The organism is Microbacterium sp. Z12_35, from assembly GCF_058310475.1.
In genome coordinates, this window is record NZ_JBZEGJ010000001.1 from 2,382,413 (window position 1) to 2,399,664 (window position 17,252).

Here is a 17,252-nt window from a genome sequence, read left to right on the forward strand (position 1 = left end):
GAAGGAGCACCATGTCCGCCACCGTCGACAAGTCACAGGTCGGCCTGACCGAACGCCAGTACCACATCGGCATCGCGCCCGGGGAGGTCTCGTCCGTGGCCCTGCTGCCGGGCGATCCGTTCCGGGTGCCGTTCGTCGCTGAATTCCTCACGGATGTGAAGGAGGTCGCGCACAACCGCGAGCACCGCACCATGACGGGTTGGTACAAGGGCCGGCACATCACCGCCACCTCCACCGGCATGGGCTGCCCCTCGACCGCGATCGCCGTGGAGGAACTCGCCCGCGTCGGCGTGACCAGCTTCATCCGGGTCGGAAGCTCTGCCGGCCTGCAGCCGGGCATCGCTCCCGGCGACCTCCTCGTGAGCGAGGGCAGTTTCCGAAACGACGGCACCACCGACGCCTATGTCCCCAAGGGCTTCCCCGCCGTGCCCGACCTCGGGCTCACGCTCGCGCTGGCCCGTCACGCCGATCGCCTCGCCGCGGCATCCGGGACCACCGCGCACACGGGGATCAGCGCGAGCGACGACGCCTTCTACGCCGAGACACCGGAGTGGATCGCGCAGCTGAGCGGCATGGGCATCCTCAACGTCGAGATGGAGGCCTCCGCGATGTACGTCGTCGCGCGCCTGCGCGGCCTTCGCGCCGGCATGATCTGCGCCTGCTCGAGCAACCTCGTCGACGGGGCGTCGCTGTATTCCGAGAAGAACACGGCGCTGAAGGACGGGTGGATGCGGTCCATCGAGGCCGCGCTGGAGACCGCGGTCGAGCTGGAGCTGTGATGACCCGCACGATCATCGAGGGGGGCCACGTCGCCACCGTGGATGCTGCCGGCACCGAGTACGGCGGCGGGTACGTGGTCCTGGAGGCGAATCGCATCGTGGCGATCGGTCCGGGCGCGGCCCCGGCGGAGTGGCGCGCGGGAGCGGAGGTGGTCGATGCCACGGGGTGTCTGGTCACTCCCGGCCTGATCAACACGCACCACCACCTGTACCAGTGGCTGACGCGCGGCTACGCGCAGGACAGCATCCTGTTCGACTGGCTCACGGCGCTGTATCCGCTGTGGGCACGCATCGACGCGGGGCTCGTCGGCACGGCGGCGGCCGGCGCCATGGCGGTGCTCGCGCGATCGGGCTGCACGACCGTCGGCGACCACCACTACGTTTTCCCGCAGGGGTCGGGCGACATCGTCGGCGCGATCGTCGAGGCTGCGGGGCGCATCGGGGTGCGCCTGCACGCGACCCGCGGGTCGATGGACCTCGGAGCATCGCAGGGCGGACTGCCGCCCGACTTCGCCGTGGAGACGACGGGTGCCGCACTGCGGGCGTCGCAGGAGGCGGTCGAGCGGTACTCCGACGCTTCGTTCGACTCGATGGTGCGGGTGGCGATCGCGCCCTGCTCACCGTTCTCGGTGACGGCGGATCTGCTGCGCGAGGCAGCGTCGCTGGCGCGTTCTCTGGGCGTCCGGCTGCACACCCACGCGTCGGAGACCGTGGAAGAGGATGCGTACTGCCTCGAGAAGTTCGGCCGGACTCCGACGCAGTACCTGGAAGATCTCGGGTGGCTGGGCGACGACGTGTGGATGGCGCACGCCGTGCATCTGGATGAGCCCGCGATCGCGCGGTACGCCGCGACGGGGACGGGCGTGGCGCACTGCCCCTCGTCCAATGGTCGGCTGGCGGCGGGCATCGCACCGGTGCGCGACATGCTGAGGGCGGGGGTGCCCGTGGGTCTCGGCGTGGATGGCGCCGCTTCGCAGGAGTCCGGACAGCTCGGCACGGAGATCCGGCAGGCGGTGCTGATGAATCGCCTTCGGACGGGGTCGGACTCGTTCTCCGTGCGCGACGGTCTGCGGATCGCGACGATGGGCGGCGCCCAGGTGCTGGGGCGCGCGGAGGAGATCGGCTCGCTCGAGCCCGGCAAGCTCGCCGACATAGCGGTGTGGCGTATCGACGGGGTGGAGCATGCCGGCATCCTCGACCCGGTCGCTGCCCTCGGGCTGGGCGCGATGCCGCCGGTGGAGCGGCTGTTCGTGAACGGCCGTGCGGTCGTGTCGGAGGGACAGCTCGTGTCGGCGGAAGAGCCTGTTATCGCGGCCGAGGTGGCCGCCGCCTCGCGGGAGCTCGCCGGGCGACTCTGACCGTGCCGCGTCCGCCGCTGGCCGCGCGGCTCTGAACGGATCACGGGCGCGCGCGGGCGAGGCGGTTCAGGAGGGTCGTCGGGGATTTCGAGGCGGCCCGCCATCTGCCGGACGGGTCCCACCACGTCGGGCCGCGAACCTCCGGCACGCCGTGGTTCATTCGGATCTTCCACTCGCCACGATCGATCGTCCGGTGGTGGTGCCAACACAACGGCACGCCGTTGTCGGTCGTTGTGGGTCCTCCTCGCGAATACTCCTCCACGTGGTGGATCTCGCACCATGCCGCGGGCGTGAAGCACCCGGGAATGAGGCATCCTCCGTCGCGAGCCCCGATCGCTCGGCGCTGCAGGGCGGAGAAGATGCGATCGGCGATGCTGAGGGAGACGATGCGACCGCGCTCGTCCGAGATCACCCGCTGGACCGCGCCGGTGCAGGCGGTGTGACGGGCCACCGAGAGAGACACGGGCTCGTCGATGCCGTCGATGTGGGCGAAACCCCGCCCGGTTTTCATGTCTGCCTCGCGCACCGACACCACCAGCGTCGGTGCCGCACCCCCGAGCGTGGGGAGCCCACCGGATGCGGCCGCCACGTGCAGCGCGGTCGCGAAGGCATCGTGCTGCTTCTGCGCCCGCGTGCGCGGATCGGGCGGGGAGGGGTCGGGCTCATCGGACTCGGCCTCGGGATCTTCGATGAACCGCAGCCCGCGGTCATCCACCTTCGGGTTCAGGATGCTGTCGAACACCCGCTGCAGCTGACCGGCGACTTCCGGCAGGATCTGTCCGCGCAGCGGTATCAGGCCATCGCGGCACATCCCGAGTGCGACGCCCCGCTTGCGGTCGGCGGCCGACTCCCGAGGCTCGGCGCCGTCAGGGTCGAGCCACATCGCCCACACCTGCGCCTGCATCCGCAGTTCGTCCGCGGAGGGCGGCGGAGCGTCGTCCACCCCCACCCCCCGCGCGGCCGCCACAAGCTCGGCCTCGGCCGCGGCGCGGTGGTAATGCGCGGACGCCGCAGCGCCGATCACCGCCGTGATCGCGAGGGCGCCGTCGACACCGAGGTCGCCGGAGGCAACCGCCTCCCGCACCGCCGGGAAGTCGGCGGGAAGTGTCTCGCCGGTCGACACCGAGATGTGCGGAACGATCGACCGTCCGGCCGCGACGAGGTCGCCGGCGGTACGGCCAGACACGCGCGTGGCGCGTTGCACGAGTTCCTTGACGGTGCGGCATCCGAACCGCGTCGTCATCCGCGCGGCGGGGGCGGGGTCGTCCGACCGCTCCCCCACCTCGCCGACGCACTCGATCATCGCCGCTTCGGCGAGCCGGGCCACGGCGGCGGCCGTCGAGAGCGCCTCAAGCAGCTGCGGCTCGGTCGATCGACGCGCCTCGTCGTCGTGGAACACCGCATCGAGCGCCGAGCGGAGCTGCCGCTCGGCGCCGCGAAGGGTCTCGATGAGGTGTTCCATGCCCCCATTCTGACGAGGGCCACCGACATCGAAGCCCCGGAAAAGGCCCGATCTCCCGCGAAATATGGTTTCTCGCGAAAATGCCCTCCACCGATCGCGTCGGCTTCGTCACGCGGGATGTTGATCCGGGAAACATCCGGGTAATCCGCGGGTGATTGACTGACGCGACCCGGCCACCGATGCGCCGGGATCGCGCGCCAGAATCGCGCCGGGGAGGGGAAGCGTGGACATCCATACCGTCACGAGCTTCCGCCGCGCGCGCACCCGCGCCGACCTGGCGCTCGAGCCCGGCGAGGTCTTCCTCGGCGGCGGCACATGGCTGATGAGCGAGCCGCAGATCGCGACCACCGGTTTCGTCGACCTGACGACCCTGGGCTGGCCCGACCTCGAGGTGTCCGACCGCGGGCTGCGCATCGGGGCGACGTGCACGATCGCCCGCCTCGTCGCCTGGGCGCGCACCGAGGCGCCCGCAGGCTGGCGCGCCGCCGCAGCCGTCCCGCATGCCGCCGACGCCCTCCTCGCGAGCTTCAAGATCTGGAACACCGCCACCGTCGGCGGCAACATCGCCCGTTCGTTCGCGGCGGCGGCGATGGTCGCGCTGGCGTCGGGGTTGGACGGGATCGCCGAGATCTGGAGTCCGAGCGGGGAGCGCCGCATCCCCGTCGCCGACCTCATGACCGGCAACGGGACCAACAGCCTCGCCGCGGGCGAGGTGATCCGGGCGATCGAGCTCCCCGCCGCGGCGTTGGCTTCGCGCCTCGTCCTCCGGAAGATCGCCCTCGCCGAGTACGGCCGCTCCGGCGCCGTCGTGACCGGCCGCGTGGATGCCGACGGCGCGGCCGTGTTCGGGATCACCGCGGCCACCGAGCGCCCGAACGTGCTGCGCTTCGCCGGACTGCCGGATGCCGAGGTGCTCCGGGCGACCGTCGAGGGAGCATCCGGCTACTACACCGACCCTCTCGGCTCGGCCGACTGGCGCCGCGGCGTCAGCGCCGTGCTGGCCGAGCGAGTGCGCACCGAATTGGCAGCCGCATGAGATTCGACGTCAACGGCGAACGCGTCGATGCCGAGCCGGCCCCCGGTCAGTGCCTCCGCACCCTGCTGCGCGAACACGGGCACACCGAGGTGAAGAAGGGATGCGACGCCGGCGACTGCGGCGCCTGCGCGGTGCTGCTCGACGGCGAGCCGGTGCACTCCTGCCTCATCCCGGCGCAGCGCATGGAGGGTCGCACCGTAACGACGGCGGCGGGGCTCGCACCCGGCGACGAGCTGCATCCCGTGCAGGAGGCGCTCGCGACGGGGTTCGGATTCCAGTGCGGATTCTGCACGCCCGGCATGTCCGTGACGGCGTCGACGCTCTGCGCCGATGACCTGCCCGACCTCGACCGCACGATGCGCGGCAGCCTCTGCCGCTGCACGGGCTACCGGCCGATCCGCGAGGCGATCACGGCGTCGGTGCTGGGCCCGGTGCGCGAGACCGGGCCGGCCGGGGCGGGACGCTTCGTCTCGTCGCTGCGCTCCTCGCTCAGCGACCGGGACGAGGCCGCCGCAGCCAGCACCCCGGACGCTGAGCGAGCGCAGCGACCCCCGGACGCTGAGCGAGCGCCGCACACCCCGGGCGCCGTGCGAGCGCAGCGACCCCCGGACGCTGAGCGAGCGCAGCGACCCCCGGACGCTGAGCGAGCGCAGCGACCCCCGGACGCTGAGCGAGCGCAGCACACCCCGGACGCTGAGCGAGCGCAGCGAGACGAAGCGTCACCCCCGCACGGCGTCGGCCGGTCGATCGCTCCACCGGCCGCGCGCCGGATCGTCCAGGGCCTCGAGCCGTTCACCTTCGACGAGCCGCTCCCCGGCGCCCTCACCCTCCGCGTGCTCGGATCGCCCCACGCGCACGCGCGGATCCTCTCCATCGACACGACCGAGGCCCGGGGCATCCCCGGCGTGGTCGCGGTCTTCACGCACGAGGACGCGCCGGCCACGCGCTACTCGACCGCCCGCCACCATCACCGCACCGACGACCCCGACGACACGCGGATGCTCGACGACGTCGTCCGCTTCCGCGGGCAGCGGGTGGCCGCCGTGGTCGCCGAAACCGCCGCCGCCGCCGAAGCGGCGTGCCGGGCCATCCAGGTCGAGTACGACGTGCTGCCCGCCGTGTTCGATCCGGAAGAGGCCCGTCGCCCCGGCGCCCCGCTGCTGCATCCCGACCGGACGCCGGATGACCGCGTGCACGAGGCATCCCGCAACGTCGTCGCCGCGATGCATGACGGAAGCGGCGGGGAGGCGGCGGCCGCTCTCGCCGCGAGCCCGGTGACCGTCAGCGGCACGTGGCGGACGAGCCGCGTGTCGCACGCGCAGCTGGAGACGCACGGCGCCCTCGGCTGGCTCGACTCCGACGGCCGGCTCGTGATCCGCTCGAGCACCCAGGTCCCGTTCCTGACACGCGATGAGCTTGCGCGCATCTTCGACCTCGACCGCGATCGCATCCGCGTGCACACCGCGCGCGTCGGCGGCGGATTCGGCGGCAAGCAGGAGATCTTCGCCGAAGACCTCGTCGCCCTCGCGGTGCTGCGCACGGGGCGGCCGGTCGCGTACGAGTTCTCGCGCACCGAGGAGTTCACCCGTACGTCGTTCCGGCATCCGATGCGGGTATCGGTGTCGCTCGGCGCGACCGAGGACGGGCACCTCACTGCTCTGACCGTGGACGTGCTCAGCGACACCGGCGCGTACGGCAACCATGCGATCGGGGTGATGTTCCACGGGGTGGCCGAGTCCACGATCGTGTATCGCGCGCCCGTTCGCCGGATCGACGCGGAGGCCGTCTACACGAACAACCCGCCGTCCGGCGCCTTCCGCGGGTACGGCCTGGGGCAGGTGATGCTGGGCGTCGAATCGGCGATGGACCTCCTCGCCGAGAAGCTCGGGATCGACCCGTTCGAGCTGCGCCGGCGCAACGTCCTGCGCAAGGGCGATCCGATGCATCCCGACGAGGACAAGTACGAGGAAGACCTCGTGTGGGGAAGCTACGGGCTGGACCAGTGCCTCGACCTCGCCGAGACGGCCCTCCGCCGCGGCAACGGCGTCGAGCCGCCGGCGGGTGCGAACTGGCGCGTCGGCGAGGGGATGGCCGTCGCGATGATCGCGACCATCGCGCCCCGCGGACACGTTTCGCACACATCGGCGACGCTCCGCCCCGACGGAACCTTCCTCCTCCGCGCCGGCACGACCGAGTTCGGCAACGGCACCACCACCGTGCTGCGGCAGATCGCCGCATCCGACCTGTCCGCGAGCTTCGACCGGCTGGAGCTCCGCACCGCCGACACCGACGCCGTGAGCCACGACACCGGCGCCTTCGCCTCGACCGGCATCACCGTCGCGGGCAAGGCGCTGCACGCGGCCTGCCTCGCGCTGCGCGAGCGGATGCTGCGCATCGCGGCATCGATCGGCGAGGCCGACGCAGGCGATCCGGAGCTGACGGCGGACGGCGTGCGCGTCGGCGAGCGCACCGTGGGGTTCGCGGAGATCGTCGCAGCCGCCGCATCCCACGAGCGCGACGACGAGGGACTCGTCGCGGCCGGCGCCGAGATGGGCGACCTGCGCTCGGTCGCCTTCAACGTGCACGCCGTGCGGGTGGCGGTCGATGTGGAGACCGGGACGGTGCGGGTGCTCCAGTCGATTCAGGCCGCCGACGCCGGGTTCCTGATGAACCCCGCCCAGGTGCGCGGGCAGGTCGAGGGCGGCGCCGCGCAGGGCATCGGCAGCGCCCTCTACGAGGAGGTGTACGTCGAGGACGGACGGGTCCTCAACCCCATGTTCCGCCAGTACCGCGTGCCGCAGTTCGCCGACGTCCCCCCGACCGAGGTCTACTTCGCCGAGACCTCCGACGACGTCGGCCCGTTCGGCGCGAAGTCGATGAGCGAGTCGCCGTACAACCCCGTGGCGCCCGCCGTCGGAAACGCGATCGCCCGGGCGCTCGGAGTCCGCGGGTACCAGCAGCCCTTCTCCCGCGACCGCGTGTGGCGCCTCGCCGCTCCGCTCCGCGCCTCCGGCAGCGCGGCGGTGGCGATGAGGGCTCCTGCCGGCCCGATAGGTTGAGAGAAACGCTGCAGAAGGGGCATCCATGGATCTCGTCGCTCTCGGAGGGGTCGGACTCCTCGTTCTGATCGGGGTGGGCGTCGCCGTCGCCGCGCTCGTCGTCATCCTCATCCTGATCCGCGCCTGGTATCGCGTCGCCCGCGCGGATGAGGCGCTCGTGATCGTGGGTAAGAAGCAGCGCACGACGCCCGGCGGCGAGTCCTCCCGCATCACCGTCATCACCGGCGGCGGCGCGATCGTGAACCCCCTCACCCAGCGCGCCGAGATGATCTCGCTGCGCGCGCGCCAGATCAAGATGGAGCCGGTCGCGCAGACGTCCAACGGCGTCACCGTCAACGTGAGCGGCGTCGCACTGGTGAAGATCGGCTCCGATCCCGACTCGGTCCGCCGGGCAGCCGAGCGGTTCGCGTCGCAGGATGAGGCGATCGAGCAGTTCACCACCGAGCAGCTCGAAGGTGCGCTCCGCGGCGTCGTGGCCACCCTCACCGTCGAAGAGCTCATGCGCGACCGGCAGCGGCTGTCCGATCAGATCGCCGACGGCATCAAGCAGGACCTGTCGAGTCAGGGCCTCATCCTGGACTCCTTCCAGATCCAGGGCATCACCGATTCCCACGGTTACGTCGGTGCGTTGGGCGCCACCGAGGTCGAGCGCGTCAAGCGCGACGCCGAGGTCGCGAAGATCAACGCCGACCGCGAGATCCGTCGTCGCCAGATCGCCACGGACGAGGCGAACCTCATCGAGCAGACCGCCCTGGACAAGAACACCGCCGCGGCCAAGGCCGAGGTCGGTCGCGCCAACGCGGAGGCCGAGCAGGCCGAGGCTCTCGCCCGCGCCGAACGGCAGCAGGCCGTGCTCGTGCAAGAGGCGCAGAACACGCAGGCCCGACTGGAGTCCGAAGTCAGCCGCGTCGCCGACGCCGACCTGTACCAGCGGCAGCGCCGTGCCGACGCCGACGCCTATGCGAACGTCAAGGCCGCCGAGGCGCAGGCCGAGATCGCCCAGCAGGACGCCAGCGCGGTCCGGGTGCGCGCCCAGGCCGACGCCGACGCCGAGCGGCTGCGCGGCGAGGCGCGCGCTGCGGCGATCAGCGCCGAGGCCGAGGCGCTCTCGCAGAACCAGGAGGCGCTCCTCGCCCAGCGGGCACTCGAATCGCTCGTGCCACTGATGGCGGAGTTCGCCAAGGGCTACGACAAGGTCGGTTCGATCACGGTCCTCGGCGGCGAGGGCGCGAGCTCGCACCTCGCGACCGAGTCCGCCACCGGCCTGCGCGCATCCTTCGAGGCGGTGCGCGCGGCCACGGGCATCGACCTGACCGCGATCATCCAGGGCCGGGCTCTGGGTGAGGGAATCGCGGCCGGCTCGCAGCCCCGGACGGTCGCTGCAGCCCCCGCCCATCTCGCCCCCGCCGAGTAAGTCCACGGATTCGGATGACATCGCCGGCCTCCACGGCCGCCATCTGACCGCGGGGCGCATCGGTAGGGTGAGCGAGTGACGACGGATGCGGGGGGCGACGCGCTGATCGGCGTCTCGCTCGGGCGCGAGATCCGGGCGGCGCGCACGGCGAAGAAGCTGTCGATGCGCGCGCTGGCGTCGGCGGCCGAGATCAGCCAGCCGTTCCTCAGCCAGATCGAGTCCGGCCAGACGATGCCGTCGATCGTCACGCTGTTCCGCATCGCGAAGGTTCTCGAGATCTCGCCGTCGTCCCTCCTGCCGAACGAGGCGGAGCCTGATCCGATCTCGGTCACCCGGCGCGGCGAGGGCCGCCGGGTCCCCGTGAGCGAAGGGGACGGGTCGGCCGTCAGCCGCATCATCTCCGCCGGCGCCGCTCACGCGGCCACGGTGCAGGAGTACCGCATCCCCGGGCGGTATCGCGGCGAGTGGTTCGAGTCCGACGGTGAGAACACCGTGTACATCGTCGACGGTGAGGCCACCGTCGCGATCGAGGGACGCGGCGAGTGGACGCTCGGCCCCGGTGACGCGCTCGCCCACCCGGGCGCCCTGCGCAACCGGTGGGAGGTGCGCGGCGAGGAGCCTGCGACCATTCTGCTGATCCACGCCGGCTTCTGAGCCCGGCCGCCCTGCGCGGATCGCTCGTCCCCACGTCACGAAACGCATCCGTAACGTGATCGGTATTTGCAATCAATGATTGCTCTCTACTATCAGTCCCGTGACGATCACCCTTCCGACCCTCGCCCTGCGCGACCGGGTCACCGCGTTCCTCGCCGACCACCCCGGGCGCCTCCTCATCGGCGGACGGTGGACGGATGCGGCGGACGGCGCCACCTTCGCGACCTCCGACCCCGCGACCGGCGCCACCCTCGCTTCCGTGGCTCGGGGAGGGGCGGCGGACGTCGACCGCGCCGTCGCGGCCGCGCGCACCGCACTCGAGGGTGATGCCTGGCGACGGATGACCCCGTCCGACCGTGGCGCGCTCCTCTGGCGCGTCGCCGACCTGATGCAGGATCACCTGGACGACCTCGCCGAACTCGAAACCCTCGACCAGGGCAAGAACCTGCGCACGGCGCGCTTCGGGGAGATCCCGGCGGCCATCAACCAGTTCCGCTACTACGCGGGGTGGCCGACGAAGATCGTCGGCGAGACCATTCCCACCTCCCTCAGCCGCACACCGCCCGGCAAAGAGGTCTTCGCCTACACCCGCCGCGAGCCGGTCGGTGTCGTCGGCGCGATCGTGCCGTGGAATTCGCCGCTGCTCATGGCCGCGATGAAGCTCGCTCCCGCCCTGGCCTCGGGATGCACCGTGGTGCTCAAGCCCGCCGAGAACACGCCGCTGACCGCGCTGTATCTGGGGCGCCTGCTGCAGGAGGCCGGTCTTCCGGACGGGGTGGTGAACATCGTGACCGGCTACGGCGGTGAGGCAGGTCAAGCCCTCGCCGAGCACCGCGGGGTCGACAAGATCGCCTTCACGGGATCCACCGCCGTCGGGAAGCGTCTCGTGGCCACGGCCGCCGGCGACCTCAAGCGCCTCACGCTCGAGCTGGGCGGCAAGTCGCCCGCCCTCGTGCTTCCCGACGCCGACCTCGACGCCACCATCGAAGGAATCTCCCGCGGCATCTTCGACAACGGCGGGCAGGTGTGCGTGGCATCCGCTCGCGTCTACGCCCACCGCGACGTGTACCGCGACGTCGTCGACGGGATGGCCGCGTTCGGCGCGAAGCTGCGCCTCGGGCACGGCCTCGATCCGGATGCCGACCTCGGTCCGCTCGTCAGCGTCGCACAGGCCGAGCGCGTCGCCGCGTTCATCGACGAGGGCCGGGCCGACGGAGTCGAGGTCGTGGCCGGCGGCGAGCGCGGCGGAACAGCGGGAACGTTCTTCGCGCCGACGGTCGTCACAGGCGTGCGCCCCGACGCGCGGCTGCTCCGCGAGGAGGTCTTCGGACCCGTCGCCGTCGTCACCCCCTATGACGACCTCGACGAGGTGGTCGGCTGGGCCAACGACTCTCCGTACGGGCTGGCGGCGAGCGTCTGGACCCGCGGACTCAGCGACGCCCATCGCGTGGCCGCCCGCATCCAGGCCGGCACCGTGTGGGTCAATTGCCACTCCTTCCTCGGCCCCGAGCTGCCCAAGGGCGGCCACAAGGAGTCGGGCTGGGGATACGAGAACGGCGCCCAAGGCCTGGAGAACTATTTGGAGACCAAGACCGTGGTGATGGTGATCTGATGAGCGATTCGACAGGCAAGCGCATCGTCCTGGGCGTCTTCGAGATGATGAACCCCAGCAACGGGATGCCCACATGGACCGACCCGCGAGGGCGGGGCGACGACTGGGACCGGCTGGACTACTGGGCGGACCTCGCCCGCGACCTGGATGCGGCGGGCTTCGACTTCCTCTTCTTCGCCGACACCTACGGCTACGCCACGCTCGGCGGTCGGATGCCCGAGGAGGTCGCGGCACACGGCATCCAGTTCCCGGCCCTCGACCCGATGCTGGCCATCGCGGCGCTGGCCCGCGAGACCGAAAACCTCGGCTTCGTCGTCACCTCTCCCACCACGGTGGAGCGCCCCTACGCCACCGCGCGCCGGTTCGCGACGCTCGACCGATTCACCGGTGGCCGCATCGGCTGGAACGTCGTGACCGGCAGCTCGCAGGCGACGACCGACGAGCTGTTCGGCGTCACCGAGCAGCTCGCACACGACCAGCGCTACGACGCGGCCGACGACTTCCTCGACACGTGCCTGCGCTACTGGGAGCACAGCTGGGACGACGACGCCGAGGTCCGCGACCGGGTGCGCGGCGTGTACGCCGACCCCGCGAAGCTGCACCGGGTCGACGTGGATGCGCCGTATCAGCGCTCGGCCGGCATCTTCGCCGTGCCGCCCACGCCGCAGCGGACCCCGGTGCTCTTCCAGGCCGGCACGTCCGACCGCGGTCGCGCCTACGCCGCGCGCAATGCCGAGGCCGTCTTCATCCAGGGGCAGACGATCCCCACCGCCGCGGCGCATGTGCGCGACATCCGCGAGCAGGCCGTACTTCAGGGGCGCCGGCCGGAGGACGTGCGGGTCGTCACGGGCATGACGGTGACCGTCGCATCCACCTCCGCCGAGGCGCACGCGCTGCGGGCGGAGTACGAGGCGCTCCTCGGCCGTGACGACGCCGCGGTGATGTTCGCGGGCATCACCGGGCTCGACCTCACCGGGCTCGACCCCGACACCCGCGTGGTCGACCTGAAGACGGATCTCGGGCAGACGCTCGTGCAGCGCTACGCGCGGCAGAACCCGGAGATGCGGGTGGGTGAGATCCTCGACTCCTTCCGCACGAAGGCCATCCGCGGATTCCAGGTGACCGGATCTCCCGAGGAGGTCGCCGACGAGATCGAGGCGATCGTGGACGGCTCCGGCATCGACGGCATCATGCTCGAGCCCACCTTCGGCGGCCCGGACGCCTACCGCGCGTTCATCGAGCTCGTCGTCCCCATCCTCGCCGCCCGGGGCCGGGTCGGCACGCCTCCCGGCTCGACGTTGCGCGAGCACATCTCCGGCATCCCGCGCCTCGCACCCACCCACCGCGCGCACACCCTGTCCGCGCGCGCCCCCCAGCTCGTCGACTCGCCATAAACCGTCGGGTTTTCGCGCGAAACTGCGCGTTTTTTGGCGAGTCGACCCAGGAGAGAAAGAGCACGCAATGAGACAAGACGCCGTCGAGGCGGTGATCCGAGGCCTTAAGAAGGCCGGGGTCAGCGTCGCCACGTACCTGCCGGATTCGCTCCTCAAGGAGCTGTACCCGGCGCTTGACGCGGATGCCGACATCCGCACCATCCCCGTCACCAACGAGGGCGAGGGCGCCGCGATCGCCGGAGGCGTGTTCCTCTCCGGCAAGCGGGCGGTCCTCGTCATGGAGAACTCGGGCCTGCGGGCGGCGACCGAGCACCTCGCGCGGATGGGGCTGGGCGCCGGCATCCCGGTCGTCATGATCATGAGCTACCGGGGCGAAATGGGCGAGAACAACTGGTGGGCGATCCCCCACGGGATCACCATGGAGCCGCTCCTGAAGACCCTGCGCACCCCGTACACGATCGTCCACGAGGTGGACGAGATCGAGCAGGCCATCGTGAACGCCTACGAGACGGCGTACGCCTCGTACTACCACGCGGCCGTCGTCCTCGGCGGGGGGCTCGTCCGATGAGCTACTCCCGGTTCGCAGCCATGAAGCTGCTCGGCGCGCGGCTGGAGAACGAGCTCGTCATCCTCTCCCTCGGCGGCGCGGTCGACGAGTGGTACAACGCCGCACCGCACATGCGCGAGGCGAGCCTTTTCCAGCAGCAGCTCGGATGCGTCACCCCCGAGGCGTTCGGACTCGCCGTCGGCCTCCCCCACCGCCGCATCGTGTCGCTCGACACCGACGGCGGCCTCCTGTTCAACCTCGGCATCCTCGCGACCCTCGGCAACGAGCGCCCCCACAACCTCTTCGTGGTGGTGTGGGACAACGAGCAGTACCAGTCGATCGGCGGCCCCCGGACCCACACGAAGGGCGGCCGCGTCGACCTCGCCGCGATCGCCCGCGGCGCCGGGGTCGAACAGGCTCACACCGCGACGACGCTCGACGAGTTCGATGCGCACTGCGTCGCGGGCCTCGCCGCATCCGAGCCGTATCTGGTCGTCGCGAAGACCGACGGCATCCTCGAGCCCGGAATCAGGCGCAAGCACTCGGACGGGCGCGAGGACAAATACATCTTCGTCCGCCACGTCGAAGCGACCGAGGGCGTCTCGATCATGGGTCCGAGCGAGCACAACTGATGCCTGTCGTGCGCACGCCCGCGGCGGAATACGACGTTCTCGTCGTCGGAGGCGGGGCGGCGGGATGCGTCGTGGCCGCACGCCTGTCGGAGGACTCCGCGATGCGCGTCCTGCTCGTCGAGGCCGGCCCCGACCACCGCGGTGTGCCGGAGATCGTGGATGCCGCGCACTGGGACGCTCTCATCGGCGGGCCGTACGACTACGGCTACCGCTCCACCCCCGCCGAGGCCGTGCTCGGACGTGCGCTGGCGATGCCGCGGGGCAAGGTGCTGGGCGGCTCGTCGTCGACCAACGCGATGCTCTGGTACCGCGGCTCCCGCGCGGACTACGACGCGTGGCAACAAGCCGGCGCCGACGGCTGGGGGTACGACGATCTGCTGCCGTACTTCCGCCGCTCGGAATCCCGCCCCGGCGGCGACCCGACCTTCCGCGGGCTGGAGGGCCCGATGAAGGTCGGGCCGCTCGCCGAGGTCCACCCGATCGCCTCCGCACTCCTGGCGGCGTCGTCCGAGCGCGGTCTGCCGGTTCTCGACGACGCGAACGGCGCCTCGAACGAGGGGGCGGTGTACGCCGACTACAACGCGGTCGTGGGCGAAACCGGCGCGTTCGAGCGGTGGAGCACCGCCCGCGCCTACCTGGAGCCGGCGCTCGGGCGTGACAACCTCGACGTCCTCCTGGGCAGTCGCGTCCTCGACCTGATCCTCGACGGAAGCGCGGTGCGCGGCATCCGCCACCTCGTCGACGGCGCCCCGGTGACCACCTCCGCCGCCCGCACCGTGCTGTCGGCGGGCGCCCTGGACACCCCGCGGCTGCTGCAGCTCTCCGGAATCGGGGACCCGGCTCGGCTCCGCGCTGCCGGTATCGACCCCGTGCACGCTCTGCCCGGGGTCGGCGAGAACTTCCAGGACCATCCGCTCATCCTCGGCATGAACTTCCGTGCGCGCTCCGACCTCGGACCGGTGATCGGCAACGGCGGCGGCGCGATGCTGAACTGGCGCAGCTCCCACGCCGAAGCCGGACCCGACCTGCACGCCGTCATCGCCCACGGCTCCCGCGGCGACGAGGCGCTGCACGCGGCGCACGACCTCTCGGGCGACCGCGTGTTCGCCCTCGTTCCCGGGCTCTACCGCTCGCGCAGCGTGGGGTGGGTGCGGGTCCGCTCGTCCGACGCCGACCGCGCGCCCGACATCCAGCCGAACTATCTGGCCGACCCGATCGACCTCGCCGCGATGGTCGAGGCGGTGGATGCGGTGCACGACCTGGTCGCGACATCCGCCTATGCAGAGCTCGCGGAGGGCCCGATCACGCCCCCGCGCGGCCTCGACGAGGCAGCCAAGACGCGCTTCGTGCGGGAGAACATCGGCACGTTCTTCCACTGCTCCGGCACGGCACGCATGGGGGTCGATGACCTCGCCGTGGTCGATCCGCAGCTGCGGGTGCGCGGGCTCGAAGGCCTGTGGGTGGCGGATGCCTCGGTGATGCCCAGCATCCCGACCTGCAACACCCAGGCGCCGACGGTCGCCATCGCCGAGCGCGCCGCCGACCTCCTGCGGGCCGCCTGACCGCTGCCACCGGAGTGATGTCCCGCCTCTGCAGGCTTCCGTGCCTCAGAAGCTGCAGAAGCGGGACATGACCGGGGCGGCGGATGCGCGCGGCTCAGGCCGGGGCGAGGAGCGCGTCGAGCGCGAGGAACTGGGCGCGGAAGTCGGCGCGCAGCGCAGCCTTCTCCTCATCGGAGCAGAACGCCACATCGATCCCCTCCAGCGCGATGCGCTTCGCGGTGTCCGCGTCCACGCCCATCGCCGCGAGACCCTCGCGGTATTCGCGGCCGAGGTCGGTGCGGAAGAACATCGCGTCGTCGGTCGACACGGCCAGCGGCAGCCCCGCGTCGATCATGGCGCGGATGCGGTGGCTCGGGTCGAGCGTCCACCCCGAGCAGATCGTCGTCGACACGGGCGTCACCGTGAACCCGATGCCGCGCTCGCGCGCCAGCGCGATCACGGCCGGGTCATCGACGATCCGGTAGCCGTGATCGATGCGGTCGACCCCGAGCACCTCGATGGCCTCACGGACGGCGTCCGGCGACGCCGCATCCGTCTCCCCTGCGTGGGCGGTGAGCTTCAGACCATGAGCGCGGGCGAGGGCGAACGCCTCGGCGAAGCGCGTGGGATCCTCGGTGTTCTCCGGGGTGAGGTCATCCTGCCCCACTCCCACCACCTCGGCGCGCGGATGCGCGATCATCTGCTCGACAAGCGCGACAGCCGAGGACGCAGAGTCTCGGCGGTTGATCGCGATGACGACGCGGAATCCCACGCCGAAGTCGCGGTGCGCGGCGCGGAGACCGGCGAGGATCGGGTCGACGACCTGCGGGTACGTCAGGCCCCGCTCGGCGAAGTACTGCGGATTGACGTAGTACTCGCGATAGCGGAGGTTCCCGTCGGCAACCGCCCGGCGGACACCCTCGTAGGCGACCCGCTCGAAGTCCTCCGGGTCGCGCAGCACGTCGTGCGCGAAACGGAACGCGACGAGGAAATCGACGAGGTCGGCGAAGTCGAACAGCGTCGACGGGTCGGACTTCCACAGCCGGACGCCGTGCTTGCCGGCGAGCTCGAGGAACAGAGCCGCATCCATCGTCGAGACGAAGTGGCAGTGCAGTTCGGTCTTCGGCAGCAGTTGAAGGTAATCGGCGTACGAGATCATGCGTCACTCCCGGGGAGGGTGGTGCCCTGCTTCACCACGAGAAGCCGGTACGGTTGCGCGCTGGCCGACCACCAGCGATGCGGCACGCCGCCGGCGTAATAGGCCGAGTCGCCCGGCGCCAGCAGAAGGTTCTGATCGCCCGCCTCCACGCGGACCTCCCCCTCGACGACATAGAGGAATTCGTCCTCGTGGTGGACGAACACCTCTCCGGGCTCGGCGTTGGCCGCCTCCACCTCGAGGGGATGCAGTGGCCGCACCCCGTTCGCGAGCATCCGCGCAGCACCCCCGGCAAAGCTCTCGTCCAGGCGGCCTTCGCCCCGCCGGTGCACTTCGACCTCGACGATCGACAGGTCGGGCGGCTCCGCCGCGGCGATCAACTCGATCGGACTCGTCTGCAGAGCCAGCGCGATGCGGCGCAGCGACGACAGGCTCGGCTGCGCGAGCCCGCGTTCGAGCTGGCTGAGGAATGGGTGCGACAGATCGGTCGCTTCGGCCAGCTGCACGAGGGTCATCCCGCGGGCATGCCGGACCTGGCGGATCGAAGCGCCCAGCCGCAGGTTCGCCGCAGCATCCCCTGCCGCGTCGGCGTGCGTCGTGATCACAGG

At 71.4% G+C, this 17,252-nt stretch carries 14 protein-coding genes; 11 read left to right on the forward strand and 3 right to left on the reverse strand.

Annotated features, from left to right (window positions below; genetic code table 11):
* Positions 1-11: 11 nt before the first annotated feature.
* Both AC4FS1_RS11430 and AC4FS1_RS11435 read left to right on the forward strand, forming a co-directional pair.
* The gene (locus AC4FS1_RS11430) at positions 12-779 is read left to right on the forward strand and encodes a nucleoside phosphorylase (RefSeq protein WP_491155107.1); all 768 of its coding nucleotides are present in this window, start codon (positions 12-14) and stop codon (positions 777-779) included.
* A complete protein-coding gene (locus AC4FS1_RS11435) occupies positions 779-2,137 on the forward strand; it encodes an 8-oxoguanine deaminase (RefSeq protein WP_491155109.1) in 1,359 nt (452 codons plus the stop codon). Before AC4FS1_RS11430 ends, AC4FS1_RS11435 begins: the two co-directional genes overlap by 1 nt.
* A gap of 40 nt (positions 2,138-2,177) precedes the next feature.
* On the opposite strand, the gene AC4FS1_RS11440 is transcribed toward AC4FS1_RS11435, so the two are convergent.
* Positions 2,178-3,599, reverse strand: a complete 1,422-nt coding sequence (locus AC4FS1_RS11440) for an HNH endonuclease signature motif containing protein (protein WP_491155110.1) — start codon at positions 3,597-3,599, stop codon at positions 2,178-2,180.
* A 223-nt stretch (positions 3,600-3,822) separates the two neighbouring features.
* On the opposite strand from AC4FS1_RS11440, the gene AC4FS1_RS11445 reads away from it, so the two are divergent.
* The 9 genes from AC4FS1_RS11445 (at position 3,823) to AC4FS1_RS11485 (ending at position 15,509) form a co-directional block, all read left to right on the forward strand.
* On the forward strand, positions 3,823-4,635 hold the full coding sequence (locus tag AC4FS1_RS11445; protein WP_491155112.1) for an FAD binding domain-containing protein: 813 nt from the start codon (positions 3,823-3,825) through the stop codon (positions 4,633-4,635).
* Positions 4,632-7,694 carry a molybdopterin-dependent oxidoreductase gene (locus tag AC4FS1_RS11450; RefSeq protein WP_491155114.1) on the forward strand — a complete coding sequence of 1,021 codons (3,063 nt, stop codon included), beginning with the start codon at positions 4,632-4,634 and terminating at the stop codon, positions 7,692-7,694. Before AC4FS1_RS11445 ends, AC4FS1_RS11450 begins: the two co-directional genes overlap by 4 nt.
* 25 nt (positions 7,695-7,719) lie before the next feature.
* Positions 7,720-9,108, forward strand: a complete 1,389-nt coding sequence (locus tag AC4FS1_RS11455; protein ID WP_491155116.1) for an SPFH domain-containing protein — start codon at positions 7,720-7,722, stop codon at positions 9,106-9,108.
* Between the two features lie 75 nt (positions 9,109-9,183).
* On the forward strand, positions 9,184-9,762 hold the full coding sequence (locus tag AC4FS1_RS11460; RefSeq protein WP_491155118.1) for a helix-turn-helix domain-containing protein: 579 nt from the start codon (positions 9,184-9,186) through the stop codon (positions 9,760-9,762).
* Positions 9,763-9,862: 100 nt separating this feature from the next.
* On the forward strand, positions 9,863-11,374 hold the full coding sequence (locus AC4FS1_RS11465) for an aldehyde dehydrogenase family protein (protein ID WP_491155120.1): 1,512 nt from the start codon (positions 9,863-9,865) through the stop codon (positions 11,372-11,374).
* The gene (locus AC4FS1_RS11470) at positions 11,374-12,768 is read left to right on the forward strand and encodes an NtaA/DmoA family FMN-dependent monooxygenase (protein WP_491155122.1); all 1,395 of its coding nucleotides are present in this window, start codon (positions 11,374-11,376) and stop codon (positions 12,766-12,768) included. Before AC4FS1_RS11465 ends, AC4FS1_RS11470 begins: the two co-directional genes overlap by 1 nt.
* Before the next feature lie 67 nt (positions 12,769-12,835).
* Complete coding sequence (locus AC4FS1_RS11475; protein ID WP_491155124.1) at positions 12,836-13,336, forward strand: thiamine pyrophosphate-binding protein; 501 nt, start codon at positions 12,836-12,838, stop codon at positions 13,334-13,336.
* Positions 13,333-13,947, forward strand: coding sequence for a thiamine pyrophosphate-dependent enzyme (locus AC4FS1_RS11480; protein WP_491155125.1), 615 nt, complete (start codon positions 13,333-13,335; stop codon positions 13,945-13,947). Before AC4FS1_RS11475 ends, AC4FS1_RS11480 begins: the two co-directional genes overlap by 4 nt.
* Positions 13,947-15,509, forward strand: a complete 1,563-nt coding sequence (locus tag AC4FS1_RS11485; RefSeq protein WP_491155127.1) for a GMC family oxidoreductase — start codon at positions 13,947-13,949, stop codon at positions 15,507-15,509. Before AC4FS1_RS11480 ends, AC4FS1_RS11485 begins: the two co-directional genes overlap by 1 nt.
* A 94-nt stretch (positions 15,510-15,603) precedes the next feature.
* Here the strand turns inward: AC4FS1_RS11485 and add are convergent, their stop codons facing one another.
* Together add and AC4FS1_RS11495 are read right to left on the reverse strand one after the other, a co-directional pair.
* Positions 15,604-16,647 carry an adenosine deaminase gene (gene add, locus AC4FS1_RS11490; RefSeq protein WP_491155129.1) on the reverse strand — a complete coding sequence of 348 codons (1,044 nt, stop codon included), beginning with the start codon at positions 16,645-16,647 and terminating at the stop codon, positions 15,604-15,606.
* Positions 16,644-17,249, reverse strand: a complete 606-nt coding sequence (locus AC4FS1_RS11495) for a helix-turn-helix domain-containing protein (RefSeq protein ID WP_491155130.1) — start codon at positions 17,247-17,249, stop codon at positions 16,644-16,646. Before AC4FS1_RS11495 ends, add begins: the two co-directional genes overlap by 4 nt.
* Positions 17,250-17,252: the final 3 nt, after the last annotated feature.

Bases quoted from the DNA above. Each gene is read 5' to 3' on its own strand.
- AC4FS1_RS11430 (WP_491155107.1), top strand. From the start codon at position 12: ATGTCCGCCACCGTCGACAAGTCACAGGTCGGCCTGACCGAACGCCAG.
- AC4FS1_RS11435 (WP_491155109.1), top strand. From the start codon at position 779: ATGACCCGCACGATCATCGAGGGGGGCCACGTCGCCACCGTGGATGCT.
- AC4FS1_RS11440 (WP_491155110.1), bottom strand. From the start codon at position 3,599: ATGGAACACCTCATCGAGACCCTTCGCGGCGCCGAGCGGCAGCTCCGC.
- AC4FS1_RS11450 (WP_491155114.1), top strand. From the start codon at position 4,632: ATGAGATTCGACGTCAACGGCGAACGCGTCGATGCCGAGCCGGCCCCC.
- AC4FS1_RS11455 (WP_491155116.1), top strand. From the start codon at position 7,720: ATGGATCTCGTCGCTCTCGGAGGGGTCGGACTCCTCGTTCTGATCGGG.
- AC4FS1_RS11470 (WP_491155122.1), top strand. From the start codon at position 11,374: ATGAGCGATTCGACAGGCAAGCGCATCGTCCTGGGCGTCTTCGAGATG.
- AC4FS1_RS11475 (WP_491155124.1), top strand. From the start codon at position 12,836: ATGAGACAAGACGCCGTCGAGGCGGTGATCCGAGGCCTTAAGAAGGCC.
- AC4FS1_RS11480 (WP_491155125.1), top strand. From the start codon at position 13,333: ATGAGCTACTCCCGGTTCGCAGCCATGAAGCTGCTCGGCGCGCGGCTG.
- AC4FS1_RS11485 (WP_491155127.1), top strand. From the start codon at position 13,947: ATGCCTGTCGTGCGCACGCCCGCGGCGGAATACGACGTTCTCGTCGTC.
- add (WP_491155129.1), bottom strand. From the start codon at position 16,647: ATGATCTCGTACGCCGATTACCTTCAACTGCTGCCGAAGACCGAACTG.